Source organism: Paenibacillus sp. LPE1-1-1.1, assembly GCF_040676435.1.
GTDB lineage: Bacteria > Bacillota > Bacilli > Paenibacillales > Paenibacillaceae > Pristimantibacillus.
In genome coordinates this window covers 1,456,667-1,482,724 of record NZ_JBEGHY010000001.1, presented here as the reverse complement: position 1 = coordinate 1,482,724, position 26,058 = coordinate 1,456,667, and the positions used below count along the sequence as shown (strand labels likewise).

Genomic DNA, 26,058 nt, shown 5'->3' with positions numbered 1-26,058 from the left:
GGGGTGAACGCATGTTTAGACAACTACGGGCTTTGCCTTATACGAAGAAAAAGGAGCTGTACGGTTTTTTATTCGTACTGCCTTGGATTTTAGGATTTATCTTGTTTTTCGCCAAACCGCTGTTCACGTCGCTCGTCTTCTCGTTTCAAAACATGGAGATGACGCCCGAGGGACTGCGCGGCGTATTCATCGGCTGGGACAATTTCGAGTACGCCTTATTTAAAGACCCGGCCTTCATTAGAGAAGCCGTCAATTCCTTTATCAACATGCTATACGGCGTTCCGTTGATTTTGGTTTACAGCCTATTCGTAGCCGTGCTCCTCAAACATAAGTTTCGGGGCAGGGGGTTCATGCGGGCGGTATCTTTCCTTCCGGTCATTATCGCCTCAGGCGTGCTGATGCAAATTTTGAAGGAGGATGTATTCTCCCAGGGCATGCGCGGCGGAGCGGAAAGCGTTTATTTGTTCACGGGAGCCGGCATTAACGGTATTCTGCAGGAGCTCGGACTCGGGGCGCAGCTGATTGAAATTTTCAATAACGTCATCGCCCGAATCTTTGACCTCACCTGGCGGTCGGGCGTACAGGTGCTGCTCTTCCTTGCCGGTCTCCATGCCATACCCGGCTTTTTGTACGAGGCTTCCTCCATTGAAGGCGCAAGGCCTTGGGAGCAGTTTTGGAAAATAACGCTGCCGATGCTTACGCCGATGATGCTGCTGAACATCGTGTATACCATTATCGATACGTTCACGGATTACGGAAACAGCGTCATTCTAATGATATACAATACGGCTTTCTCGCAGGTTAGATTCGGTTACAGCAGTGCGCTGGCTTGGCTGTATTGCGTATTAATCGCCGTATTCCTAGGCGCTGTCTACTTGCTCCTCAAGAAACGCATCGTCTACATGCAGGATTAAACGGAAAGCGGGGAACTCGACTTGAATGCAATCATTCAGAAAAAACAGCTGAAACGGGCAAGGAAAACCTTATCTTCCATCCTACGTTTCTCACTTCTTGCGGCGCTGGCGTATCAGCTGCTTTATCCGCTCTTGTATATGCTCAGCATGGCGCTCCGCCGTCCGGAGGAGGCGATGGATCCCAGCGTGATCTGGGTGCCGAAGACGTTTACGCTGAGCAACTTTACCGATGCGCTGCGGGTCATGGACTTCTGGGATGCGCTCCAAAACAGCTTGATTATCGGGATCGGCTGCGGACTGCTGGACGTGCTGTCCTGCGCCTTCGTCGCGTACGGCTTTGCGAGATTCAAGTTTCCTTTCTCGGGAACCCTGTTCACGCTCGTTATATTGACGCTCGTCGTGCCGGTGCAAACCATTATTTTACCGCTGTATGCCGACATGAAATACTTTGATGCTTTTGGCTTGATGAAGCTGACGTCGATGGTGACAGGCGGACCGGATTCCATCAGTCTCGTGGGCAGTTACTGGGCATTCTTCCTGCCTTCATTGCTTGGAATGGGTCTTCGCTCAGGCCTGTACATCTTTATTTTCAGGCAGTTTTTCAAAGGCATGCCGAATGAGCTTGAGGATGCGGCCTACATGGATGGCTGCGGGCCATTCAAAACCTTTTTTACCGTCATGCTTCCCAATGCAAAAAATGCCATAATCACGGTATTCTTATTTTCCTTCGTATGGCATTGGAACGAATTCTATATGTCCAATCTGCTGCTTGGCAACTTAAAGAAAAACTTCGCGATCGCGCTCTCATCCCTGCGGGTAGATCTTCAAGCCGTGGTCAATGTGCAGACGATCAGCGACCCGCTTGTCGTGGTGACGCGGATTCAAGCAGGCGCGCTGCTCGCGATATTGCCGCTGTTTATTCTTTATTTGGTAACGCAGCGCTACTTCACGGACAGTATCGAGCATGTCGCGATTAAATAATGGATGAACGATCGGACAGTTCATTATGAAGGGAGGCGAGGCCCGGGTTTCTGAGTCAATTTTTTGAGGAATGAACGATTCATAAGGGTGTCATGCAGGTACACAAATGAACTTAAATTAGGGGAGGCTTTTTTAAATGGTCAAAAATATGAAAACATTCGCGATGATGCTCGCTGCCGTCGTAATGCTCGTTACCGTACTGGCTGGCTGCTCGGGCAATAACAGCGGCAATAACAAAGCAAACGAAGGCGCGGCGAACAGCGGCGGCAACAGCCCGGAAGCAACGGAAGAGGCGAAGGAAGAAGCGCCGAAGCTTGAAAACGGCAATATTACGATCCTATATCATACTTCCAAAGAGCAATATGACGAGAACAAAGCGGCAAACCCTGCTGCCTTTGACGCTGTATGGGAAACGGTTGCACAGTTTGAACAAGCTTACGGCGGCAAAGTTAATGTTATCGCGGTGCCATGGGGCGACCAAAAGTCCACGCTGATCTCGATGGTTAACGCAGGGGACCAAGTGGATGTCGCGCAGGCGAACGATCAAAACTTCCCGGTGTATCCTTTGAAAAAGATCGTTCAGCCGCTTGATCAATACATGGATCTGTCGGATCCATTCTGGAACGCTTCCGTAACGAAAGCATTCTCTTTCGGCGGCAAGCCTTATGCGGCTGGCGTCGGCGCTGCTCCTATCGTCATTTACTACAACAAAACGCTGTTTGACGACAATGGCGTAAAAACGCCGGGCGAGCTATACCAAGAGGGCAACTGGACTTGGGATACTTTCCGATCTACTGCGCTTGAGCTTACGCAGGATACAGACGGCGACGGCAAAAGCGACCAATACGGCTTCGGCTGGTGGGATGCCGGCTACCCGCTTATGGTGGCATCGAACGGCGTAACCAATCTTTCTTATAATGATGACGGATCGATCACTACGAATTATGATTCCGATAACATGAAGGAAGCGATGCAATTCACGCAGGATGCTCTCCTGAAAGACAAATTCATCGATAAAGACAAAGAAGGCGACTATTTTAACGCAGAGTTCAAAAACGGCAAACTGGCTATGACGGCTGAATACGGCTTCGGCGGTTTTACGGTATTCAAAAGCGATTACGAGCTTGATTTCGTACCGGTTCCAACCGGACCTAAAGGCACAAAGGATGTTGGTCCTGGCGGCATGTCCGGCTGGTCCATTCCGACGGTTTCCAAGAACCCGCAGGGCGCTGCCGTATTTATCAAAATGATGTCCGAGAACGAGCTTAAGGTAGCAACTGAAAACAACGTGAAGCAATTTGGCCAAGAAAAAGTCGATCAAATGAACGAGCTTGGCACAAAAATCCTATTTGCGCCAATCGGCGTCGAGAAGTATTGGGATGCTAACACGGCTGCATTGACAGGCATCAAGGACGGCACGCCGGTAGGCACATTTGCCGCTATGGCCAAAGCCATGCTGGAGGAAGGCATCAAAATCACGCTGACCCAATAAATAGCCCTGCAACTATCCGCCGTCATGCATGCATGGCGGCGGGTATAGTTATAGGCTCTTAGCAAGGAGGAGAATCGTATTCATAATAAGCTTTCAAGAACGGTGCGGCTGGCCGCAATCGGTCTAGCAGCCGCAGTGCTGGCGGGTGCATGCAGCAACGGGAATACGGCTAATCCTGGTGAAACATTGGCGCCAAGCGCGACAGCCGCAGCCGATCCTGCCGTAACGGCTGCGCCCTCGGAAGAGGTGAAGCAGGCTGAGGATCGGCTGTTCTGGAAACCGGCCGAGGGCTGGGTAGGCGATGTCATGCCATTTAGCGATAATGGCCGAATCCATTTGTTTTATTTGCAGGATTGGCGCGACGGCGCTCCCGGCTTCCATCCTTGGCATCAGGCTTCGACCGCTAATTTGACTGACTATGACTACGCAGGGGAGTCGATCCCGTTTGGCCAAGAAGCAGACCAGGACTTGGCGATTGGCACGGGCAGCGTGATAAAAGCGGGCGATACGTACCATGCATTTTATACCGGCCATAATTGGAAGTTTCCCGATCAGGGAAAGCCGAAGGAAGCGGTAATGCATGCGGTCAGCAATGATTTGAAAAGCTGGACGAAGGTTCCGGAGGATACCTTTTATGCGCCGGAGGGCTATGAGAAGGATGATTTTAGAGATCCCTTCGTATTGTATAACGAGGAGCAAGGCGAATATTGGCTGCTGCTCAGCGCAAGGAAGGAAGGCACGGGCGGCGTCATTGCTTTGTTTGCTTCCAAGGACCTGAGCAAATGGGAGGTTCGCGAGCCGTTATCGGTCGAGGCTGCATCCTCTTTCTTCATGCTGGAATGTCCGGATGTTTTCCGGATGAACGGGAAATGGGTACTCGTGTTCTCGGAGTTCAGCGACAAGAAATCGACCCATTACCGGATAAGCGATTCGTTGAACGGACCATGGGTCAAACCCGAGAAGGATGTATTTGACGGCAGAGCTTTTTATGCAGCCAAAACAGGCAACTTGGGCGAGCGCCGATTCCTGTTCGGCTGGGTGCCGACGCGCCAGCTGGAGAAGGACTATATGAAATGGGGCTGGGCAGGCAATATGGTTGCGCATGAAATGATTATCGGCGAGGGCGGCGCACTCGGGGTTAAGGTGCCGGATGAGGTCGATCGCTTATTGTCTAAGCCTTCTCCATTAGATGAAGCAAGGCAGCTTGGGCCGGTAACGAATAAGGATAATGAGTATGGGCTGGACGGCGCTGCGGGCGTCAGCGGCATTATTTTCGGTCAAATGCCGCAGACGGCAAAAATTACGGGCAGCGTGCGTTTTGATGAAAAGGTAACTTACAGCGGACTCGTAACAGGTGTTGGCGAGGAGCCGGAGAAGGCTTACGGCATCCAACTGGAGCCGGGCAAGGATCGCATTCGCTATGACGCGGCCGGAGGGGAGACGTTATCCTCGTTAGAGCCTGATGTGCAGGTGCCGGTTGCGTTCGAGCCAAACGTCGATTATCCGTTTACGATTGTAATCGAGAATGATGTAGCCGTCTTTTATATCGGGGATTCCGCATTAACGACGAGAATTTATAAAATGCCGGGGCAAGAATGGGGCTGGTATTCGCGAGGCGGAAAAACGTCGCTGACGAAGCTTGCCGTATCCGTTCGAGCGGATTAAGACAGTATATTTGGAGGGAAAAGCGTGACGGATCTATACAAGGAGCGGTTTCGGCCGCAATTCCATCTCACACCGCCAAACGGACCGATGAGCGATCCGAATGGCATGGTATTTTTTGAAGGCATCTATCATCAGTTTTACCAGTTTACTGGAAGATGGGGGCATGCGGTCAGCCGTGACCTTATCCACTGGGAGCATTTGCCGCTTGCGCTTGTTTCCGATGAGCTTGGCGATATATGGTCTGGCTGCTGTGTCGTAGACAAACAAGATACGAGCGGATTATTCGGAGGAGAAGCCGGGCTGGTTGCCCTGTTCACCCATTACAAGGACGGCTTGCAGTCCCAAAGCCTTGCTTACAGCTCTGATTCCGGAATGAGCTGGACCAAATATGCCGGCAATCCGGTTATTGCAAATCCAGGCGTCCGCGATTTCCGCGACCCGAAGGTGCTCTGGCATGAGCCGAGCGGCAAATGGGTGATGGTCGTTTCCGTTGACAAAAGAGTCCATTTTTATTCGTCAAGCAATCTGACGGCGTGGCGCTTCGAGAGCGAGTTCGGCGAAGGGCAGGGCTCCCAAGCGGCGGTGTGGGAATGCCCCGACCTGTTTTGCCTTCCCGTAGACGGGGATGCCGGCCGCTTGAAATGGGTGCTGCATGTCAGCATTGGCGATAACAAAGAAACCGACGGCTCGACCGCGCAATATTTTATTGGGCAGTTCGATGGGCAGCGCTTCACAAGCGATGACGCGTCAGGAGGGCATATCCGCTGGACCGATTATGGCCAAGATTTTTATGCGGCGGTAACTTATTCCGATCTTCCGGTGGAGGACGGGCGCAGTGTTTGGCTGGGCTGGACGTCAAACTGGAAATATCCGTTTGCCGGACCGACGGAGCCGTGGAAGGGAGGAATGTCGGTGCCGCGCACGCTTGAGCTTCGAACAGATGCCGAAGATGTGATTGGGCTTTGCCAGAAGCCGATTGACGAGCTTAAGCGGTTACGAACCGACGCGCTGCGGTTTGCGTTCGTCGAAGCGGATGATCAAATGGTGAAGCTTGACTTTCAAGGCACTTCTTTCGAGCTGGTCGCGGATATCGAGTGGAAGGAAGCCCAGTCCTTCGGGCTCCGCGTGCTCTGCTCGCAGTCAGGCGCCGAATCAGCGGCTTTCGGGTATGACACGGAGGAGCAGGCCGTTTTTGTGGACCGGATGCATGCCGGGCGGAATGATTTTATCAACCGCGAAGGCGAGCCGTTTGATTTTGGCAAACGGTTTACCGCCCCTTACAAGGCAGCGAATAATCGAATCACTTTCCATGCTTTTGTCGATGAATCGGTGATTGAGCTGTTTATCGACAACGGGGAGAAGGTTTTTACGGTTTTGGTATACCCGGCGCCCGGCAGCCATGGCCTCGAATTATTCGCAAGCGGCGGCGCTGCCGTATTCCGGAGCGTTGACGTGTACCGGTTGCAATCGATTTGGCATAAATAAAAATAGCAAGCAAGGATAGGTGAGTGGGATGAAAAATACGGTAAGCAAGCAGGATGGACATCAGGCTTTTATTGCGCAAGCCGAAAAAGCCTGGAGAGAGAATTCGAAAAAGCTGGATGAAACATATCGGCTCCATTATCATATGATGCCGCCGGCGGGCTGGATGAATGACCCGAATGGGATGATTTATTTTGACGGCCATTATCATTTGTTCTATCAGCATGATCCTTATCAAGCGAAGCAAGGACCGATGCACTGGGGGCATGCCAGAAGCAAGGATCTGGTCCACTGGGAGCATTTGCCGGTTGCGCTTGCGCCGTCCGGGGAATACGACATGGGCGGGAATGCCGGACAGGGCTGCTGGTCTGGAAGCGCGGTAGACAACAACGGCGTATTGACGCTCATTTATACGGGCCATGTTGACGGTAAAACGCCGGAAGAGGTGCAGTGTCTTGCGGCCAGTACGGACGGCGTGACTTTCCATAAGCATACCGCTAATCCGGTAATCGGCGATTCGCCGGATGCCGAGCGCTTCGGTTTCCGCGACCCGAAGGTATGGAAGCACGGAGAGAAGTGGTACATGATCGTCGGTTATGGCAAAGACGGGATCGGTAAAGGCATTATTTACACTTCGTCCGATCTGCTCAGTTGGGACTATCAAGGAGCTGCGGCCGAGAGCGACGGCACGATGGGCGATATGTGGGAATGCCCGGATCTATTTCCGCTCGGAACGGATCATCAGCATGTGCTGCTTATCTCCCCAATGAACATCGCGCCGGTCAAAAACTTGTATCTTGCCGGAAATTTTGATTATGACAGCTGCCGTTTTGAGCAAAAGCATGCGGCGCAAATCGATTACGGCTTCGATTTCTATGCTCCGCAAACGCTGCTTGACGATAAAGGCAGAAGAATTATGATCGCTTGGATGAACATTTGGGGAGCAACGATGCCGGAGCAAGCCCATGGCTGGCTTGGCGGCATGACATTGCCTCGCGAGCTTACGCTTGCGGAAGACGGCACGCTGCGCAGCCATCCGGTACCGGAGCTCGCTGCGCTGCGCGGATTGCATACTGCTGCTGCCGATGTCGCTCTGACGGACAATGAGTTTGTAACGATAGACGGCGTTCGAGGTGATTCGCTCGAATTGGATATTGTTTATGATCTGGCCGTCACTGATGCGTCAGAGGTAGGCGTCCGTGTCCGCTGCTCGGAGGATGGTTCTGGCTATACGGAAATTCGATATTCCATTACGGAGCAGAAGATTTATATGGACCGCAATCTAGGCGGCGAGGGTGACGGCGGAGTCAGTGAAGCGCCGCTGCCGGTGCAAGCGGACGGACGGCTTCGGATACGGCTGTTTCTCGATCGTTCCTCGATCGAATTGTTTGCCGGCGAGGGGCGAATCGCTATAACCAATCGGGTTTATCCAAATCCGAAGGACACAGGAATTTCCTTTTTCGCCCGCGGCGGAACGGCGAAGCTCGACACGTTGGATGCATGGGAGTTGAGCTCGGTTTGGTAACAAAGGATAATGCTAGGACTGATCAAGGGTTGGATGTTGTTGCGCTTGGCGAGCTTCTGATCGACTTCACGCCGCATGGCGTATCCGAGCAGGGGCAGCCGCTATTCGAACAAAATCCGGGCGGTGCGCCTGCGAACGTGCTGGCTGCTTTAGCCAAGCTGGGCCTCGCGACTTCGTTTATCGGAGCGGTAGGCGAGGATGCGTTCGGCTGTTATTTGAAGGATGTGCTGGAGCAATGCGGCATCGGCACGGAGGGGCTGCTGCTCACGTCGGAGGCCAAAACGACGCTTGCGTTCGTCCATCTGGACGCAGACGGCGACCGTTCCTTCTCCTTCTTCCGTCAGCCGGGCGCTGACCATATGCTGCATGAGGATGATATCAACCGCAAACTGATCGATTCGGCCAAAATCTTTCATTACGGCTCGATCTCAATGACGCACGAGCCCTCTCGGACAGCTACCCTGAGCACGGCCGCTTATGCTAGAAGCAAAGGGCTGCTCATCTCCTATGATCCGAATTTGCGCTTGTCGCTATGGGATAATGAAGTCGCGGCGAAGGATCGCATATTGGAAGGGCTTCAGTATGCGAATGTGGTAAAGCTGTCGGAGGAGGAGCTTCTGTTCTTAACGGGAACCCGTGATCTCGAGACGGGAACCAAGCAGCTGGCAGAGCAATTCCCATCCCTATTTATGCTGCTGGTTACGCTGGGCGCAGACGGAAGCTATTGCCGGGCAGGCGAGGCAACCGCTTCGCATGCGGGCTATAAGGTAGACGTGCTGGATACGACAGGGGCGGGTGATGCCTTCTTCGCAGGCATTCTTTATTCCCTGCTGGCCGAACGTGAGGCTGCTGCTCAAAATGGTTGGACTCAGCCGCAGCTGGAATCGATGCTCGCGTTCGCTAACGCAATGGGCGCGCTCGCCGCGACCGGCAAGGGAGCTATCCCGTCGATGCCAACGCTTGGAGCGATTACGACTATCGCGGGTGCATTTGCGCTTGAATAAGGAAAACTCAGATGAACGGCAATAAGAGCGATGTCGCGCTTATTGCTCTTCATCGAGCGTTAGCGAGCGGGAATGCTATGATTTTTCACTCTATTTAGAAAGCGCTTACCTTTCGGCTGGAGGCGTGCTGTTTTCTTTATTCGGATGAATTAACAGGAATTACTCCAGTTAATTCATCAGAGCTGGCGACGTTGTTTCAATTAACGGGATTTTCTCCCGTTAATTCCAATCGATCTCCTGAAATGTAACTGTTTGCTCGAAATTAACGGGATTTTTTCCATGTAAATGCCGTTTTCAAACTTAATCGGCAGAATTAGCTGGAGATTTTACAGTTAATTTTATTTATCAAAGGGATGGCTGGGAGAATCCGATGCAAGAGCAATCTGCAAGAGCAGTTCGCATGGCAATCTGCAAATGAGTCTGCTAATGCAGTCCGCATCAGCAGACCGTATCAGCAGACCGTATCAGCAGACCGTGTCAGCAATCCGCCTAAGCAGTCCGCAGGAGCTGCGGCTATAACGGATCGGTCCGAAGCATGCTTTTTTATATTCAGTTGAAATAAAAGGACTTACTCCTATTAATTAACGGGAATTACTCCAGTTAATTGATCCGTGCTAGCGACGTTGGTTCAATTAGCGGGATTTTCTCCCGTTAATTCCAATTGATCTCCTGAAAAGTAGCTGTTTGCTCGAAATTAACGGGATTTTTTCCATGTAAATGCCGTTTTCAAACCTAATAGGCAGAATTAGCAGGAGATATTACAGTTAATTTTATTTATCAAAGGGTGGCTGGGAGAATCCGATGCAAGAGCAATCTGCAAGAGCAACACGCAAGACATTCCGCATATGAAATTTTCAAATGAGTCCGCTGGAGCTCGGTAAGAGCAGTCCTCGTGAGCAACCCACAAGATCGCCCCACAAGAGCGGCCAACCTGATCAACTCTCCTGAGCAATCTGCAAATGCAGTCCGCATTAGTAGTCCGAATGCGCAACACACAATAGCAACAGACAAGAGCAACACACAAAAGCAACACACAAGAGCAACACACAAGAGCAACACACAAGAGCAACACACAAGTGAACGCACAAGAGAACGCACAAGAGCAGCACCAAGAGCAGCACACACTAGAAAGCGAATAAAAGCAACACAAAAGAGAACGTACAAAGAGCAACACAAAAGAGAACGTACAAAGAGCAATACACAAGAGAACTCACAAGAGAACTCACAAGAAAAAGCACAAGAGCAACACGCAAGAGCAAACAACACACAAGATCTATACACAAAAGCAATCTGCAATTGCATCCGTATGAGAAGTCAGAATGAGCAGCCTACATGAGCAGTCAGCATAAGCAGTCCACAAGAGCGCGGCAGCAACAATTCGGCAGGTGTAAATAAATGGCAATTAAATTGTTTCATAAACAGTAGGAGGTTCATAGATGCGTATTAATAGAATAGGTGCGTTGCTATTAACAGTTTCGCTGATATGGTCATTGCTTCTTCCGATGCAATCCGCCGAGCATGTACATGCCGCGGATCCTGCACCGGTGATGAAAAAGATGCAGGGTTACACGCCTATTTCCGGAAGCTGGGTTACCGAAGGGAATGCGGCGGTTAGCGGGAGCAGCGGACCTGATGCCAATGCATTTTTCATGTCATCGACCGGGGTCGGCTCGTATTTCGAATACGAAGCAACCATCACGGTGGATGAAAATACGCCTTATGGCGTGGGTTCGCTTGTGTTCAGATCGAATGCGGACGGCAGCAAAGGTTATGTCGTTAGCTTGGACCCTAATATGGACAAAGTTAGATTGTTCGATTGGGCGACAAATCAAGACGTAGGCCAGCCCTATGCGCTGGCACTGGAGCCGGGTAAGCCTTACCATGTCAAAGTCAGCGGGGATGGCTCGAGCCTTCGCGTATACGTAGATGAACAAATGGCGCAGGATGTGCAAAGTGCCTTTTATTCGAGCGGAAACGTCGGCCTGCATATTTACAATGGAAAAGTACATTTTACGGAGGTCAGCACCCGTGAAATCAATACGAATATCACCGGCTGGAACACCAGCAGCGGACAGTGGACGTTGTCGTCACAAGGCTTGGCAGCATCTGCTTCTGAAAATGAGAACGCTTACGCGATAGCTTCGACCTACGGGGATGATCTAACCTATGAGGCGGACATTCTCATTCGTGACCGTTACGCCGTAGCAGCGATGCTGCTTCGCTCGAACGCGAGCGGCTCGCAGGCCTATGCGCTGCAGGTCGACCCGAACGCCGGACGGATACGCCTGATCGATACGAACGGTGATCGGGAGCTCGGCGTATTTACTACGGAGCTTGAGGTCGGGGAAGTTTACCGTGTTCGGATTAAGGCCGAGCAGTCGAAGCTGGAGGTTTATTTTGGCAGCGGATATGCTCCGAAAATAACGGTTACGGACCATGCTTATCCGGCCGGTCAGGTGGGGTTACAGCTCTATAATGGAGCTGCCGTATTTCAGAATATGACGGTCAGCGTTTTTAGAACGAATATGGGAGGATGGTCCGCGGATACCGGAGCTTGGACGCCTCACTTGGAGGGACTGAAGGGTGTCAGCACGGGGACAGGGACATCGTCGCGCATGTCTGCAAGCGCAGCTTCGGATCTGGTGCTCGAAGGCGACGTAACGGTAGCTAGTGCCGCCGGCGCCGCAGGTCTTCTCTTTCGTTCGAATGCAAACGGGAATTCCGGTTACGTGGCGGAGATCAATGCGGCAGCGAACCAAATCCGTTTGCTGCGGGCAGGCGACAGAAGCGTCATCGCGAGCTCGCCGCTGACTGTACAAATCGGCAAAAGCTACCATCTTGAAGCAGCCGTGAACGGTGCTGACATTAAGATTTATTTGGAGGCCTATGCTGAGCCAGCAATATCCGTACAAAATAATGAATTTCCTGGCGGCCTGACCGGTTTGGAGGTGACGGATGGAACGGCTTATTTCCAAAATATTTATTTGATGGACAAAGCGGATTATCAGACCGAGCAATATCGTCCGCAGTATCATTTTACGCAGCCAAGAAGGTGGGCGAGCGATCCGAACGGACTCGTCTTTTTCCAAGGGGAATATCATCTCTTCCATCAGGACGGCGGGCAATGGGCGCATGCGGTCAGCACGGATCTCGTTCATTGGAAGCTGCTTCCGATTGCAATCGAATGGAATGAGATGGGACATGCATGGTCCGGCTCGGCCGTTGCGGATACCGAAAACAAATCCGGTTTGTTTAACGGTGTGACAGGAGGCGGATTAATCGCTTATTATACGTCATTTAACCCGGATAAATGGAACGGCAATCAGAAAATCGGGGTGGCCTACAGCAGCGACAAAGGCCGCACATGGTCCTTCTATGAGGGCAACCCGGTTATCGAAAATATTGGCGGCGCTGGAGCGGGATGGGATTTCCGCGATCCAAAGGTCGTATGGGACGAAGAGCATAATCAATGGGTAATGGTCGTATCGGGCGGCGATCATATTCGCTTTTTCACCTCCGTGAACTTGCTCGATTGGACCGCCGTCGATTCATTCGGCTACGGAGCATACGTGCACAACGGCGGCGTATGGGAATGCCCTGACTTTTTCCCGTTAGTCGTTGACGGCGTGAAGAAATGGGTGCTGATGATCAGCACGGGCGCACGGGCCGAAACGAACGGGTCGGATGCGGAATATTTTATCGGCAGCTTTGACGGACAACGCTTTACCAGCGACAATCCTCCGGAGACGGTATTGCGCCATGAAAGCGGCAGAGACATGTATGCTGCCATGACCTTCGCCAATATGCCTGATGGACGCCGGGTAGAGCTCGGCTGGATGTCGAACTGGGATTATCCTTTTGCTTTTCCGACCTCGCCATGGAAAGGACAAATGTCCGTTCCCCGCGAGCTGATGCTTAAACAAAATGAAAATGGAGGCATCCATCTCGTACAGAAGCCCATCGGGGAGCTCGAAACGCTGCGAGGGGATGCAATGTCTTGGAGCAATGAAGTGATCACCCCGGAAAGCGGCAATTTGCTTGCAGGCGTAACGGGATCAGCCTATGAAATCGTGGCAGAGCTGGAGCTGCCAGTCGAACAGGCGGCAGCGGAATTTGGCTTTGGTGTCCGGGAGCTTGGCGGAGAAAAGACCGTAATCGGCTATCAAACCGGCTCTAATACCCTGTTCGTTGATCGGACGGCGGCAGGTAAGAATGATTTTACGGAGCTGTTTCGTCCCGTACAGGAAGCGAATCTTTCTCCCGATGCAAACCGGCATATCCAATTGCGGATATTCGTTGACGAGTCCTCGGTTGAAGTATTCGGCCAAGACGGATCGGCTGTTATTTCAAGTTTGATTTTCCCGGGTGCTGCAAGGGACGGCATGAGCTTTTACGCCAAAGGAGGTAACGTAAAAGTAGTCTCAATGGATGTATATCCGCTGAAATCCATTTGGAGTGAGGAAGCTGGCGCTGGCGAAACGGCCGGCAAAATTGTAATGGACGCCGGCACGCTGGAGCTGTCAGTCGGCCAGGCGCATCGCCTCTATGCTTCGGTGCTTCCGCATTCCGCAGCCGATAAAGCATTAACATGGAGCACGAGCAATGCTGCCGTCGCCGGCGTTTCCGGTACCGATTCACGAAGCGTTCAAGTAACGGCGGCGGGCGAAGGCAGAGCGGTTCTAACGGCATCGACGCAGGCTGGAGGCGTAGTAAGCCAAACGGTTGTAACCGTAGGCAAGCTGCAAACCAATCTTACAGGCTGGCATGCTGCAACTAAAGGAGAGTGGTTAACGACATTGGACGGGATTTCCGGCAGGTTTGATAAGGATTCGAGTTATATGTCGGCGGTCAGCGCGCGCAATTTCACATACGAAGCTGATTTGAAGCTTGATTCCGCCGGCGGCGCAGCCTCCATGCTGTTCCGCGCCAATGCGGACGGATCAAGCGGCTATTATTTCAACATCGACCCCAATATGAAGGCATTGCGTCTGTTTTATAAGGATAACGGGGCGTTTCAGGACGATCAGCTGGTAGCGAAGGTGCCAGCCTTCATTTCGACCGGAAAAACCTACCGCATTAGAATCGTTGCGAGCGGATCGAATATCAAAATTTATTTTGACGGCGGCAGCGAGCCGATTATAGACGTAAACGACGTGACCTTTGCCAGGGGCTATTTTGGCTTAAACGTTTTCGGCGGGAAAGTATCCTATCAGAACGTGATTGCTGCAGCGGCGGAGCCATTGCAGGAGAAGGTCTATAAAATCGTAAACCCGAACAGCGGCAAGGTGCTCGAGGCTGACAACGGGACGAACGGCGCACACGTGAGGATTCAAACGGATTCGGGCGCCGAAAGCCAGAAGTGGTATGTGGAAGAGGCAGTTGACGGCACCTTTACGATACGCGGAGCCTTAAGCGGGAAAGCGCTTGACGCATCGGGTTCAGACAACGGTTCACCTATGCAAATCTGGCGGAATTTCGGCTTCGGCAACCAGCGCTTTACCCTGCCGGACAATGAGGATGGCACGATCGGCATCGTAGCCGTGAACAGCGGGAAGGGGTTGGATGTGGACAGCGGACGCACCGAAGCAGGTACGGCTGTGCAGCTCTGGGAGCGGAACGATTTTGCAGCGCAAAAATGGACGCTGGTCGAACTTGTTTCGCAAGCAGGCGGTGACGGCAGCGTCGGCGGGGATGAAGGCGATGGCTCAGGGGGCGGAGAAAGCGGCAATCCGGATGAAGGAAGCGGCGACCCAGATGAAGGAACCCCCGGCAATGGAACAGTTTCGACTGATTCGGGCGTTATCGGCAGCGGATTAATAACGACGCTGATGGATGGGCAAGCCGTGTCCTTTGCCGCGGCTAAAACCGAACAAACGGCAGAAGGCAGCCTGACAACGATTGTATTAGATGCGGATGAATTAAAGCGATTGCTTGGGACTGGAAAAAACCATAGCCTGGCTATACATGCCCGAGCAGCGGAAGAGGTACGCTTAGAAGGCTTGACCGCGGCGGAAATAGATTTGCTTAGCGGCAGCGGATCTACGCTAACCATTCATACGGCATATGGTATATTTCCTCTTGAAGCAAGCAAGGACTGGAAGAAAAACCTAGCCTCTTTCGGGAGCACGGTTTCTAGCGAGGACATTAAAGTCAGCGGAAGGTTTGGCAAAGCCTCTGAGCAAGTTTTGAAGCTTTCGAAAGCAACCGCGGCCAAAGGCAGCTATGTATTACTGGCCGACCCTATTCTTGCGGAGGTATCGCTCAGCTACGGCGATTTGAGCGTGGAGATGTCCAGCGAGGGGAAAACCGTTATCTATTTGGCGCTGCCCGATCAAATGGATCCGGCCAAGCCGGCAACGGCGGCAGCCGTGTATGCAGACGGTTCCATCTCCCCTTTGCCGACGGTAATCGAACGCGTCGGCCAAACCGATTATGCGAGAGTAATCGATTGGAACAATAACTCGATGTTTACGCTGGTTGCTAACGGGCAAACGTTTTTGGATACGGACAGCCACTGGGCAAAGGAAGCCATCGACAGCCTTTCTTCGCGCCTTATTCTTACGGGGACGGGAGAGCAATTGTTCTCGCCTAAACGCGATGTCACTCGCTCCGAATTTGCCGCGGTTCTTGTCCGGTCGCTTGGATTCATGAAGCCTGCCGCAGCAGGAGAAAGCCCGTTCTTGGATGTGAAGGACGGCATGTGGGAGCATGACGCTGTCTTCATTGCCGCGGAGAAGGGATTGATTAGCGGCTATGATGACGGGAACTTTCACGGAAGCGCAAGTTTGACGAGGGAGCAGGGCATGGTCATGCTTGCGAATGCGATTAAGCATATTTTAGGGGATTCGTTCATTGCTTTGACTCCCGCCGAGGAAGCTGAAATATTAAAGCACTATGGCGACGGCGAAGCGGCTTCTGCTTGGGCGCGGCCATCCATAGCCTACTTGATTAAGGCCGGCATTGTTAAAGGCGATGCAAGTAAGCAGATTCTGCCTAAGCAGTCCCTTTCGAGAGCCCAAGCGGCAACCATCATTCATAACCTGCTGAAGCAGATATCGTATATTTAAATCATAAGAGCTCTTGATCACGGCCAATGCAATATTGGTTGGGACAAGGGCTCTTTGCTTGTCGGCGCCGGATGCGGTAAAACAAAAACGAACCACAGTCATTCTAAGCGAATAAGCAGAATAAACAGTCCGGCAAGCGGGGTTCGGCTTGTATCGCTTGATATTCGCATTTATATTATAATAATAGCAGCTAATAAATGGAAAAAAGGAGCTGTCTATGGAGATGGTAACGGTAGTATGCAGCACATTTGGATACCCGCTCTGCCGGAGCGGGTGTGGCAGGCAGTAACGGAAGGGGAGCAGCTCTCCCGTTGGTATTCCCCGGGCTCGCCTTGGGAGATCACAGAGCTGAAGGCGGGTGAGACGGTTTACTTTCATCATTCACCGAATAAGTATCATGAAGGTTCAGAGGTTGTGACCATGCGGGCTGTCATCGAGACCGTCGATACCCATCGGATTTTTGCTTTGCGTTGGGATCTTGGCGCATCGGATCCGGTCATGGTAACGACGTTTATCGTAAAAGCCGAGAATGACGGTACGCAAGCGACCATCACCGAAACGGGTTATGAGTCAGAGGAACAGGCTAAGCCGACTAAGGAAGGTTATGCCATGTCGCTGGAGAACCTAAAAGCGTTTATCGAAGGCACCAAACTGCCCTATTGAGGTTAGATCATGAGGAGGTATTCATATTGCTGCGGATCGGCGTAATTAGCGCAATAAACCGGTATCCGGTGAAATCATTTGCCGGGGAGAGCCTGGATGCATGCAAAATAGATACATACGGATTAGAAGGCGACCGCTGCCATGCTTTTTTTGACGAAACAAAGGAAGGCTGGGATAGCTTCTTTACCGCAAGGGATATTCCGGACATGCTTTCTTACAAAGCGAAATACATCGGCGATTTTACGGGATCAGGTATTCCGCGGCTAAAAATCACCTCTCCGGAGGGCAGGGATTTTGGCTGGGACGATGATTTGCTAACCGAAATGCAGAGGAATTCCAAGAAAAAGATGCTGATGCGAAGCTATCAAACACAAAACCCGGATCTTAAAGCCGTGGATGAAGGAAGCATCCTTATCATCACCGATACGAGCTTGCGTTTGCTTGAAGAGATATGGGGCAAGCAGCTGGATGAGCGCCGCTTTCGCGCCAATATTGTCGTGAAAGCAGAGGGAAGCGGTTATAGTGAAAAGGATTGGATTGGGAAACGGCTTTCCATTGGCAGCGCCCAACTGTATGTGGATAAGTACTGTGACCGCTGCTCGATGGTTACGCTGGACCCGGATACCCTGGAACGCGATGGCTCCTTATTGAGAAAAATTAACGAAGAGATGAATTTAAACTTCGGGGTGTATGCATCCGTCGAGAAAACGGGAGTGATCCATGCCGGTGATCAGGTGCGGCTGGAGTCACCCTGATGCCTCTATTTCAGTTGGCAGAGAGTGAAGACACAACGTTAAACAATCCGTATTTTGTTTCAAAGCAGTTATCGTTTGGAAAAGGGGATTGACGTATACCGTTGGATAGTCAATTTCATCATATGCTTCACGAATAGGAAAAGCCAACTGTTCTTTTTTTGCTGAAAACTCCGCATTTACACCAATTTTGTTTCCACGGGCATCCATTCTTATCCATCGGGCCTAACGATGCAAGGTATGAAGCATTTAATGCATGAATACAGTAACCTGTACTAGGTGTGTCTCCTAAGGTTAATCTTTGGTAGCAAAAGCCGTTAGGAATCCCTTTGCTTCTTAAAATAGCGCTTAGCAGATTGGATTTTGCATAACAAATGCCTTCTTTAAAATAAAGAACTTCTGATGCTTTGCAGGTAATTCGCATACTCTGAATATCCCATGAGTGTGCGATTTGGTCACGGACGAATTCAAATGACGTTTTTACAAATTCGATTTCATTGGAAGACGACTTAAAGAGTTCATCCGCTTTTTCTCTTATCGACAGATGCTCATAATCGATTTCCTCTGTTGCTGCCAAATAATCTGCAAAGCTATTGGATTCGGCGATCAATTCCACTCCATTTCACCTCAATCGTTTCTATAAGCACCTTAAGGAAGCTTAAGCTTAAAACAATTATAATTATGCATCAAATAGTATTTTTATACAATGGGTTTTGGAAAAAATTGCAGCTGATTTGCTACAGAGGATTGCGAATTCACATCCAATTAAAATTTAAAATGGAATATTATTGAATAAAATATTAACAATAATATTAGTGTGGATTTCCCCGCATAAACACTTGACATCACACAAAATTAACATTAGTATATGGAGAAAATAAGGATTGTTAACCAAAATTAAGAAAATAAATATGGAAAATAGTATTACTTTAGTCGTATTGCTTTATTTTTTCGTTCAAAAGTCATAGTTTATTTATGTCTAAAATTGTCTGAATATTATGATAATTAAGACTTTAGTATGACGGTTAGGGGGATTCCTTTGAATGAAGAGCTGCTGAAAATCGAGCATTTAACGACCTCTTTTCGTATCGCGGACCATTATTATGCGGCAGTGGATGATGTAACGCTAACGCTGAGGGAAAATGAGGTGCTTGCCATTGTCGGAGAGTCCGGATCAGGCAAGAGTGCGCTGGCCTATTCGATTATGGGCCTGCATACGAGAGCGAAAATAGAGGGGAATATTTATTTTAACGGTCAGGATATTGCCCATCTTTCTCCTTCGAGGCTCAATAAGCTAAGAGGAAACGATTTAGGAATGATTTTTCAAGATCCCTTGTCGGCATTAAATCCGTTGATGTTAATCGGCTCTCAAATTGAAGAGGCCATTCTCCTTCATAAGCCTAAGCTTTCGAAGAAGGAGAGGACCAATAAGGCGATCGAGTTGTTAGCGAAAGTAGGGATACCTCGTCCCGATCATACCTATGGGCGATACCCCCATGAATTATCAGGCGGAATGAGACAACGGGTCGTTATTGCAATTGCGATCGCCAATGAGCCCAAGCTGCTAATCGCAGATGAACCGACTACGGCGCTCGATGTAACGATACAGCTGCAAATTCTTGAATTGCTTAGGAAGCTGAAGGAGCAAAGCAAGGCAGGAATCGTCTTGATTACGCATGACCTGGGCGTCGTAGCCGAAATGGCAGACCGCGTGGCGGTGATGTATGCCGGCCAAATCGTTGAGATCGCCGATATTTATACGCTTATTTCGAATGCAAGGCATCCCTATACAAGATCCTTACTGCAATCCATTCCGACTGCAAATGAAGCGAAGTCGAGGCTCCATGTGATTCAAGGAATCGTACCGTCTCTGCAAAATCTTCCCCGTCAGGGCTGCCGCTTTAGGTCGCGGATTCCCTGGATCGATGAATCCGCGCATGAAGCAGAGCCGGTTATGCATGAGATCTCGCCAGGGCACTTTGTGAGATGCAGCTGTTACAAGCATTTCCGCTTCTTTGATCCAAAGGAGGAGGATTCTCATCATGTCATTTCTTGAGGTTAGCGATCTGAAGGTGCATTTTCCAAACCGCGGCGGCATCTTTAGCAGAAAGAGCCAGCCGGTCAAGGCGGTAGACGGTATTCATTTCTCCATGGAGCAAGGACAGACTTATGGACTTGTAGGCGAATCGGGATCCGGCAAGACCACGGCAGGACGGGCGATCATCGGCTTAAACACGATTACATCGGGCAGCATTCTATTTGAGGGCGAAAAGCTTGCTGCAGGCGGTTTGCAGAGACATCCCGCATTCCGCAGAGACATTCAAATGATATTTCAAGACCCCTATTCCTCATTAAACCCGAAGAAACGAGTATTGGATATTATCTCTGAGCCGTTGCGGAATTTCGAGAAGCTGTCCGCAAGCGAAGAGAAGCGCCATGTGCAGCAGCTGTTGGAGAAGGTTGGCTTAAGCCCGGAATCGATTTATAAATACCCGCATGAATTTTCGGGAGGCCAACGGCAGCGGATCGGCATTGCAAGAGCAATTGCGCTAAAGCCTAAGCTGATTATCGCCGATGAACCGGTGTCAGCGCTTGACGTGTCCGTACAAGCCCAGGTCCTGAACTTTATGCAGGACATCCAAAAGGAATTAAACCTTACTTATTTATTGATCAGTCATGATCTCGGCATCATTCGGCATATGTGTGATCAGATTGGAATTATGTATAAAGGCCGTTACGTGGAGCAGGGGACGACAGCGGATATTTTCGATAACCCCCAGCATATTTATACGAAACGTCTTTTATCGGCCATACCTGATATTGATCCGGCAAAACGCGAGGAAAAGTATAGCTTCCGGGAAGCGGTGAAGGCGGAATATGAACAAGCCTATGCGAAATACTTTGACGAGGATGGCTTGGCTTATCCATTGAAACCAATATCAGAGACACATTTCGTGGCTTTGCCTGAGAGAGGTTGAGGACGATGTGGAGGACAGTTGCCCGAAGAATGATCATAATGGTGCCTCAAATTATATTATTAAGCATTCTTGTTTTTCTGATGGCAAAGGCAATGCCGGGCGATGCGCTGACCGGGCTGCTCGATCCGAGCATCGATCCGGCTGCGCTGGATGCCCAGCGCGAGAAGCTGGGGCTTAATAATCCTTGGTATGTGCAGTATTGGGATTGGATCACGAAGGCCGTTCAAGGCGATTTCGGTCAATCGTTCCGCTTTAAAATGCCGGTGTCCGACCTGATCGGACAGCGGATGATGAATACGGTTTGGCTGTCCTTAGCGACATTAATCCTTACCTACCTCATCGCGATACCGCTTGGCATTACGAGCGGGCGCTATCATGACACGTGGGCGGATCGATTGATAACGGGTTATACGTACTTGGGCTTTGCGGCTCCGTTGTTTATTTTTGCTTTATTGATGTTATGGGTGTTCGGCTTTCATTTTGGCTGGTTTCCGACAGGCGGAAGCATCGCTCCGGGAGTGGAAAGCGGTACTCTGCATTACGTCATAAGCAAATTTTATCATTTGCTGCTGCCTGCATTATCCATGGCATTAATTACAACGGTAACAACCGTGCAACTGCTGCGGAGCGAGATTATCGACACGAAGCAGAAGGACTTCATCATAACGGCAAGAGCAAAGGGCGCCTCTGAATCCCGCGTGTATCATCGCCATATTTTACGGAATTCATTATTGCCGATTGCTGCGTTCTTTGGCTATGAAATTACGGGGCTTATCGGCGGTACGGTGTTCATTGAGAGTATCTTCAGTTATCCGGGAATGGGCGAGCTGTTCTTGAGCTCGATTTCACTGCGGGATTTCAGCGTCGTTACGGCTTTGGTTCTCTTATATGGAGTGGCGTCCATTCTCGGAGCGTTAATTTCCGACATGATTTTAAGCATCGTTGATCCTCGTATTCGAATTAAATAAGATTCCGAGATTTTGAGGTGAATGAAATGAGGAAGACAACCGCCCCCATAGGTGCGCATACGCAGCTGGACAAAAGTCCTTCAAGCTGGAGCATTATCTGGCGTGAAATCGTACGGGACAAGGTCGCCTTGCTATCGTTGGTTTTTCTGGGTTTAGTCATCCTATCCGTGTATGGCATATCCCTTGTGCTGGACCAGGAACAAATCGTAACGATAGATTTATTCGAGCTGAAGCAGCCGCCTTCTTCGAAATACTGGCTTGGCACCGATTATGGCGGACGCGATGTTTTTGGACAATTAATTATCGGAACCCGCAATTCTTTGTCTATCGGTATTATCGTTACTTTCCTTACAGGGATAATTGGCGTTGTAGTAGGACTCATCTCCGGTTATTTCGGGGGGACGGTGGATAATGTCTTTATGCGATTTGTCGATTTCTTTATGATATTGCCGACTTTAATGATCGTGATCGCATTTGTCACGGCGGTGCCCAAGTATAGCATCGTATCCTTCTCGCTTATTATGACGGCCTTTCTATGGATGGGGATCGCAAGGCTGATCCGCTCCAAAGCGCTGCAGGAGAAGGAGCTGGATTATGTTCAAGCATCGAAGACAGTAGGTTCGTCCCACCTGAAAATTATGCTGTCGCAAGTGCTGCCGAATTTAAGCTCTATTATTATTGTCACGATGACCTTAAATTTAGCGGCAAATATCGGTTTGGAATCCGGTCTTTCCTTTCTGGGATTCGGCTTTCCGGAGAGCACGCCCAGCCTGGGCACATTAGTCAGCTACGCTAGGGATCCGCAAACGCTGGAGTCTAGATGGTGGATTTGGTTACCTGCATCGTTACTGATTTTGGTATTGATGTTGAGTATAAACAATGTCGGTCAAGCGTTAAAGCGTGCGACGGATGCAAGACAAAGAAAAGGATAATAAAGGAGGAAAACGATGGTGAAGAAGAAATCTGTTTTTTCAAGGTCATTAATCTTACCGTTCATGCTGGCGCTTCTCGTCTTTCTTGCGGCTTGTACATCCGGCAATGGGAACGAAGCGGGCAATCCGTCACCGACCGACGGAGGGGATAAGCCGGCTCCGACCGAGAGCGAGAAGCCTGCCGTAGAAGATGGCCTCTATTCCATTGATGATTTCAGCAATGTGAAGAAAAATGAGGGCGAAGCGATAAAAGGCGGCTCCATCACCTTCGGTCTTGTATCGGATACGCCATTCGAAGGAACGCTGAACTTCAACTTTTATTCCGGCGACCCGGATTCTCAGGTGCTGGCCTGGTTTGATGAAGGGCTGCTGACATGGGATAAAAACTACGTGTATACGAATGACGGCGCTGCAACGTATGAGGTGTCGGAAGACGGCAAAACGTTTACGTTCACGATCCGTGATAATGTCAACTGGCAGGATGGCAAGCCGGTAACTGCCGAGGACTGGCTGTTTGCCCATGAAGTCATCGGAAATCCGAAATATGACGGGCCTCGTTATGACTCCAATTTTACCAATATCGTAGGGATGAACGAATATCATGAAGGTAAAGCGAAAACCATCTCAGGCATTGAGGTGCTTAGCGATAAAAAGCTAAAAATTACCTACATTGAATCAACGCCGTCCTTGTTGACCGGCGGCGTGTGGTCTTATCCGTTAGCAAAGCATATTTTCGGCAATATGGATGTTGCGAAAATGTCTTCTTCGCCGGAGGTGCGCGAGAAGCCGATCGGCTTCGGGCCTTTTAAAGTGAAAAGCATCGTTCCCGGCGAGTCGGTCGTCTATGAGAAAAATCCGGATTACTGGCGGGGAGAGCCTGCCTTGGATGAGGTTATTCTGAAGGTTATTAACCCAACGACCATCGTTCAGCAGCTCGAAAGCGGAGGGGTCGATCTTGTAGATTCATTCCCGGTTGACCAATACCCGGATAACGCGGAGATGGCGAACGTTGAATACCTGGGCGCAATTGACCGTGCCTATACGTATATCGGCTTTAAACTAGGGAAATGGGATGCGACGGCTAAAAAGGTAGCTCCTGATGCAAAAGCTAAAATGGGCGATGTGAATTTACGGAAAGCGATGGCGCATGCAGTCGATAATGATCAGGTCGGCAAAAAATTCTATCACGGGTTGCGCTGGAACGCGACGACACTGATCCCGCCGTCCCATCCGGAATACCATGATGCCACGAATCCGGGGCTTGCCTATGATCCGGAATTAGCGAAGAAGATTTTGGATGACGCCGGATATAAGCTGGACGGAAAATACCGTACCAATCCGGACGGAAGCGAATTAGTCATTAACTTTATTTCCATGACCGGCGGGGATATTGCTCAGCCGCTTGCCCAATACTACGTTCAGTCCTGGCAGGCGATCGGATTAAACGTTCAGCTGGAAATGCTTGAATTCAATACTTTCTATGACCGTGTCGGCTCTAACGGCGAGGATGATCCTAAGGTGGATGTTTACCAAGGCGCATGGGGCGTAGGCATAGACGTTGACCCTGCAGGCTTGTATGGACGGGACGCCATCTATAATTTCTCGCGGTATGCGAGCGAAGAACAGGATCGTCTGCTTAAAGCAGGCGTATCAGCAGAAGCCTTTGATGTGAAGGTTCGTCAAGGCATTTACAAGGAATGGCAGCAGCTCATGGTAGAAGATGTTCCGGTATTCCCAACCTTGTACCGCGCCGTGATCGTTCCGGTTAACAAACGGATACTCAATTATGCCATTGGCGATGGTACGAATTTGTATCCTTATCAGATTGCCGTATCGCAGGATAAACCAGTTGTAGTGAAGTAATAAGCAATAGTAAGTTAACCAAAAAGATCGCAAGCCGATTGCCCGGGGGCAAAAAGCTGCGATCTTTTTGAATGGTTGAGTAGTAGCTATAGCCGTTTACGTTTGTAAAAGACAATGATTGCACAGGAGAGAAGCAGGAGGATCAGCGCGATGCCCGTTGCTGCCGCTTCCTTTGGACTGCCTTCAGCCTGTGCCAGGGTCTGCTGCGTGCCTGGACCGCCGAAGCCGCCGCCCATGCCTCCTAGCCCATCAGGCCGCTGGCCGCCAAAGCCGCCTTGCATGCCGCCTTGCTGGTCAGGCATCATACCGCCACCCGGAGCCATGCCTTCGCCTCCGGGTGGAGCTTGTCCATCGGCGCCTGGCGCAAAGGCAGGTGCTTCCGCATCGGCGCCGGCTGCATTGGGCTGTGCTCCGTTCTGTTGTAAATTTGGCCGTTGACCTTGGCCGCCAAAGCCGCCGCCCATGCCGCTGTTTCCGCTGCCCGATCCGTCTCCGGAAGAAGGAATCGTGCCGGCAAGCTGTTGAGCGACAGAGCTAGTTTGCGTCTTATTAAAGGAGATGACCTGGGTGATGCCCTGCTCGTATTGCTCATACGTGTAAAAGGAGGAAGGGTCGGCCTCGACATAGCTGGATATCATCGCTTTAATCTCAGCGATTCTTGCTTGGAAGGTCTCCTCTGCTAAATAGCCATTCAGCATGCTTTGTATGATTTCATGATATTTTTCCTTGTAAGCTTCAACCTTCAGCAGCTTATCTACGAGCGGGCGATCCGCTACCGTTCCAGTAGTAGGCTCATCAATCAGGACGGCGGAGCCGCCGAAGCCGCCGAAGGACATATTATAATCCCAAGGCAAAATATTGAATAACCCGTCATCCTCATAAAGGTAATAGTTATGCTTTTTCTCGGACAAATAGCTGTCAAAGTTTCCGGCTACCGCATTCAGTGCGATGAATTTTAAGGCCTCGTCTACGTCCAATACGCTTTCGTAATTTGTGCCGTTGTTAAGCTGATCGAGCATATCCAGCAAAATATCCCCGTTGGATTTCTCCGACTTCAAATCAAGCCCGGTATAGGCATCGATGGTCTCGAGCCAGTTCAGCTCGCTGCCGCTTCCGCCGTTTGCTTTGTAAAGCGCGCCGTAGGCATTGCCGAAGTTGCGTTCAAGGTAGGCGTCACCAATTTGCTCCACCGCCAAATAAAAGCCCCAAAGCTCGCCGTTGACGTAAACATTCACATAGGAATATTTAGGCGTCGGCAGCCCCATTTGCTCAGCCAGCTCATACGACAAAAATTCACGCATATAAGAGGCATCGCTATAGTTGTTGTTTAAGTTGATTTTGCTTATTCCCTGAAGAGTCTGGTTGACGTACTCGTCAAAGGAAATTTTAAAGCTGTACCGGTCGGAATCGGTCATCCTGACTACGCTGTTCAAGCTGAGATTTCCTTTGGTGCGTATGCCGACGTTTTCAAGCTTTTGACCGTTGTATTCGACAGTCGCTTCTTTATATTCCTCGGCGCTGGCATTGTCCAGCATGCTTTGAAATTCCGTTTCATCGATCGTGATTTTGACATCTACTACTTTATCCTTCGGAAAAACAGTCTCATCAAGCTTTTGCTCATCTGCTGATTGCTCATTTTCGCTCGCGTTCGTGCTCGCGCCCGAGAGGTTGAAGGATGTCCCGCCAAAGGAACATCCGGTCAAACCGATAACCAGGAGAATAGAGCAAAAGCCCAATAAGAAGAATTGAGCCTTTGCTTTCATTGGAGCACC

The 26,058-nt window shown here is 50.4% G+C and carries 16 protein-coding genes and 1 pseudogene; 15 read left to right on the top strand and 2 right to left on the bottom strand.

What is annotated here, in order from left to right; translation table 11 throughout:
- The first annotated feature begins 11 nt into the window (after positions 1 to 11).
- From MRBLPE1_RS06380 to MRBLPE1_RS06335, 10 genes are all read left to right on the top strand, one after another.
- Positions 12 to 914 carry a carbohydrate ABC transporter permease gene (locus MRBLPE1_RS06380; RefSeq protein ID WP_364142972.1) on the top strand — a complete coding sequence of 301 codons (903 nt, stop codon included), beginning with the start codon at positions 12 to 14 and terminating at the stop codon, positions 912 to 914.
- A gap of 21 nt (positions 915 to 935) precedes the next feature.
- Positions 936 to 1,895: a carbohydrate ABC transporter permease gene (locus tag MRBLPE1_RS06375; protein WP_364142969.1), complete on the top strand. Its 960-nt coding sequence runs from the start codon at positions 936 to 938 to the stop codon at positions 1,893 to 1,895.
- Between the two features lie 136 nt (positions 1,896 to 2,031).
- Entirely contained in the window at positions 2,032 to 3,387 is a 1,356-nt protein-coding gene (locus MRBLPE1_RS06370; RefSeq protein WP_364142966.1) for an ABC transporter substrate-binding protein, read from the top strand.
- A 102-nt stretch (positions 3,388 to 3,489) separates the two neighbouring features.
- The gene (locus tag MRBLPE1_RS06365; protein WP_364142963.1) at positions 3,490 to 5,052 is read left to right on the top strand and encodes a glycoside hydrolase family 32 protein; all 1,563 of its coding nucleotides are present in this window, start codon (positions 3,490 to 3,492) and stop codon (positions 5,050 to 5,052) included.
- A gap of 24 nt (positions 5,053 to 5,076) precedes the next feature.
- On the top strand, positions 5,077 to 6,537 hold the full coding sequence (locus tag MRBLPE1_RS06360) for a glycoside hydrolase family 32 protein (RefSeq protein ID WP_364142960.1): 1,461 nt from the start codon (positions 5,077 to 5,079) through the stop codon (positions 6,535 to 6,537).
- 28 nt (positions 6,538 to 6,565) lie between these two features.
- Positions 6,566 to 8,059, top strand: coding sequence for a glycoside hydrolase family 32 protein (locus MRBLPE1_RS06355; protein WP_364142957.1), 1,494 nt, complete (start codon positions 6,566 to 6,568; stop codon positions 8,057 to 8,059).
- The gene (locus MRBLPE1_RS06350) at positions 8,053 to 9,063 is read left to right on the top strand and encodes a PfkB family carbohydrate kinase (RefSeq protein ID WP_364142954.1); all 1,011 of its coding nucleotides are present in this window, start codon (positions 8,053 to 8,055) and stop codon (positions 9,061 to 9,063) included. Before MRBLPE1_RS06355 ends, MRBLPE1_RS06350 begins: the two co-directional genes overlap by 7 nt.
- A 1,436-nt stretch (positions 9,064 to 10,499) precedes the next feature.
- Positions 10,500 to 16,130, top strand: coding sequence for a GH32 C-terminal domain-containing protein (locus tag MRBLPE1_RS06345; protein WP_364142951.1), 5,631 nt, complete (start codon positions 10,500 to 10,502; stop codon positions 16,128 to 16,130).
- Between the two features lie 237 nt (positions 16,131 to 16,367).
- Positions 16,368 to 16,793, top strand: a complete 426-nt coding sequence (locus MRBLPE1_RS06340) for an SRPBCC domain-containing protein (RefSeq protein WP_364142948.1) — start codon at positions 16,368 to 16,370, stop codon at positions 16,791 to 16,793.
- A 26-nt stretch (positions 16,794 to 16,819) separates the two neighbouring features.
- Positions 16,820 to 17,548 (top strand): MOSC domain-containing protein, encoded by a 729-nt coding sequence (locus MRBLPE1_RS06335; RefSeq protein WP_364142945.1) that lies wholly within the window; start codon positions 16,820 to 16,822, stop codon positions 17,546 to 17,548.
- Here MRBLPE1_RS06335 and MRBLPE1_RS06330 read toward each other — a convergent pair.
- A pseudogene (locus MRBLPE1_RS06330) lies at positions 17,540 to 18,161 on the bottom strand (transglutaminase-like domain-containing protein). The gene MRBLPE1_RS06335 and the pseudogene MRBLPE1_RS06330 overlap by 9 nt on opposite strands.
- 423 nt (positions 18,162 to 18,584) lie before the next feature.
- Between MRBLPE1_RS06330 and MRBLPE1_RS06325 the strand changes: the two are divergent.
- Genes MRBLPE1_RS06325 through MRBLPE1_RS06305 form a run of 5 tightly spaced genes read left to right on the top strand, consistent with a single transcriptional unit; the run spans position 18,585 to position 24,286 of the window.
- A complete protein-coding gene (locus MRBLPE1_RS06325; protein ID WP_364142942.1) occupies positions 18,585 to 19,601 on the top strand; it encodes an ABC transporter ATP-binding protein in 1,017 nt (338 codons plus the stop codon).
- Positions 19,588 to 20,523 (top strand): ABC transporter ATP-binding protein, encoded by a 936-nt coding sequence (locus MRBLPE1_RS06320; protein WP_364142939.1) that lies wholly within the window; start codon positions 19,588 to 19,590, stop codon positions 20,521 to 20,523. Before MRBLPE1_RS06325 ends, MRBLPE1_RS06320 begins: the two co-directional genes overlap by 14 nt.
- 5 nt (positions 20,524 to 20,528) lie before the next feature.
- Positions 20,529 to 21,491 (top strand): oligopeptide ABC transporter permease, encoded by a 963-nt coding sequence (opp4B, locus tag MRBLPE1_RS06315; RefSeq protein WP_364142936.1) that lies wholly within the window; start codon positions 20,529 to 20,531, stop codon positions 21,489 to 21,491.
- A 26-nt stretch (positions 21,492 to 21,517) separates the two neighbouring features.
- On the top strand, positions 21,518 to 22,423 hold the full coding sequence (locus MRBLPE1_RS06310) for an ABC transporter permease (protein ID WP_364142933.1): 906 nt from the start codon (positions 21,518 to 21,520) through the stop codon (positions 22,421 to 22,423).
- Positions 22,424 to 22,438: 15 nt separating this feature from the next.
- Positions 22,439 to 24,286 carry an oligopeptide ABC transporter substrate-binding protein gene (locus MRBLPE1_RS06305; protein WP_364142930.1) on the top strand — a complete coding sequence of 616 codons (1,848 nt, stop codon included), beginning with the start codon at positions 22,439 to 22,441 and terminating at the stop codon, positions 24,284 to 24,286.
- Positions 24,287 to 24,372: 86 nt separating this feature from the next.
- Here MRBLPE1_RS06305 and MRBLPE1_RS06300 read toward each other — a convergent pair whose 3' ends face one another.
- Positions 24,373 to 26,049, bottom strand: coding sequence for a CotH kinase family protein (locus MRBLPE1_RS06300; RefSeq protein WP_364142927.1), 1,677 nt, complete (start codon positions 26,047 to 26,049; stop codon positions 24,373 to 24,375).
- Positions 26,050 to 26,058: the final 9 nt, after the last annotated feature.

What these genes read in the sequence shown, in the direction of transcription:
- MRBLPE1_RS06305 (WP_364142930.1), top strand. Translation starts at nt 22,439, where the DNA reads ATGGTGAAGAAGAAATCTGTTTTTTCAAGGTCATTAATCTTACCGTTC.
- MRBLPE1_RS06300 (WP_364142927.1), bottom strand. Translation starts at nt 26,049, where the DNA reads ATGAAAGCAAAGGCTCAATTCTTCTTATTGGGCTTTTGCTCTATTCTC.
- MRBLPE1_RS06340 (WP_364142948.1), top strand. Translation starts at nt 16,368, where the DNA reads ATGCAGCACATTTGGATACCCGCTCTGCCGGAGCGGGTGTGGCAGGCA.
- MRBLPE1_RS06380 (WP_364142972.1), top strand. Translation starts at nt 12, where the DNA reads ATGTTTAGACAACTACGGGCTTTGCCTTATACGAAGAAAAAGGAGCTG.
- MRBLPE1_RS06355 (WP_364142957.1), top strand. Translation starts at nt 6,566, where the DNA reads ATGAAAAATACGGTAAGCAAGCAGGATGGACATCAGGCTTTTATTGCG.
- MRBLPE1_RS06370 (WP_364142966.1), top strand. Translation starts at nt 2,032, where the DNA reads ATGGTCAAAAATATGAAAACATTCGCGATGATGCTCGCTGCCGTCGTA.
- MRBLPE1_RS06310 (WP_364142933.1), top strand. Translation starts at nt 21,518, where the DNA reads ATGAGGAAGACAACCGCCCCCATAGGTGCGCATACGCAGCTGGACAAA.
- MRBLPE1_RS06320 (WP_364142939.1), top strand. Translation starts at nt 19,588, where the DNA reads ATGTCATTTCTTGAGGTTAGCGATCTGAAGGTGCATTTTCCAAACCGC.
- MRBLPE1_RS06345 (WP_364142951.1), top strand. Translation starts at nt 10,500, where the DNA reads ATGCGTATTAATAGAATAGGTGCGTTGCTATTAACAGTTTCGCTGATA.
- opp4B (WP_364142936.1), top strand. Translation starts at nt 20,529, where the DNA reads ATGTGGAGGACAGTTGCCCGAAGAATGATCATAATGGTGCCTCAAATT.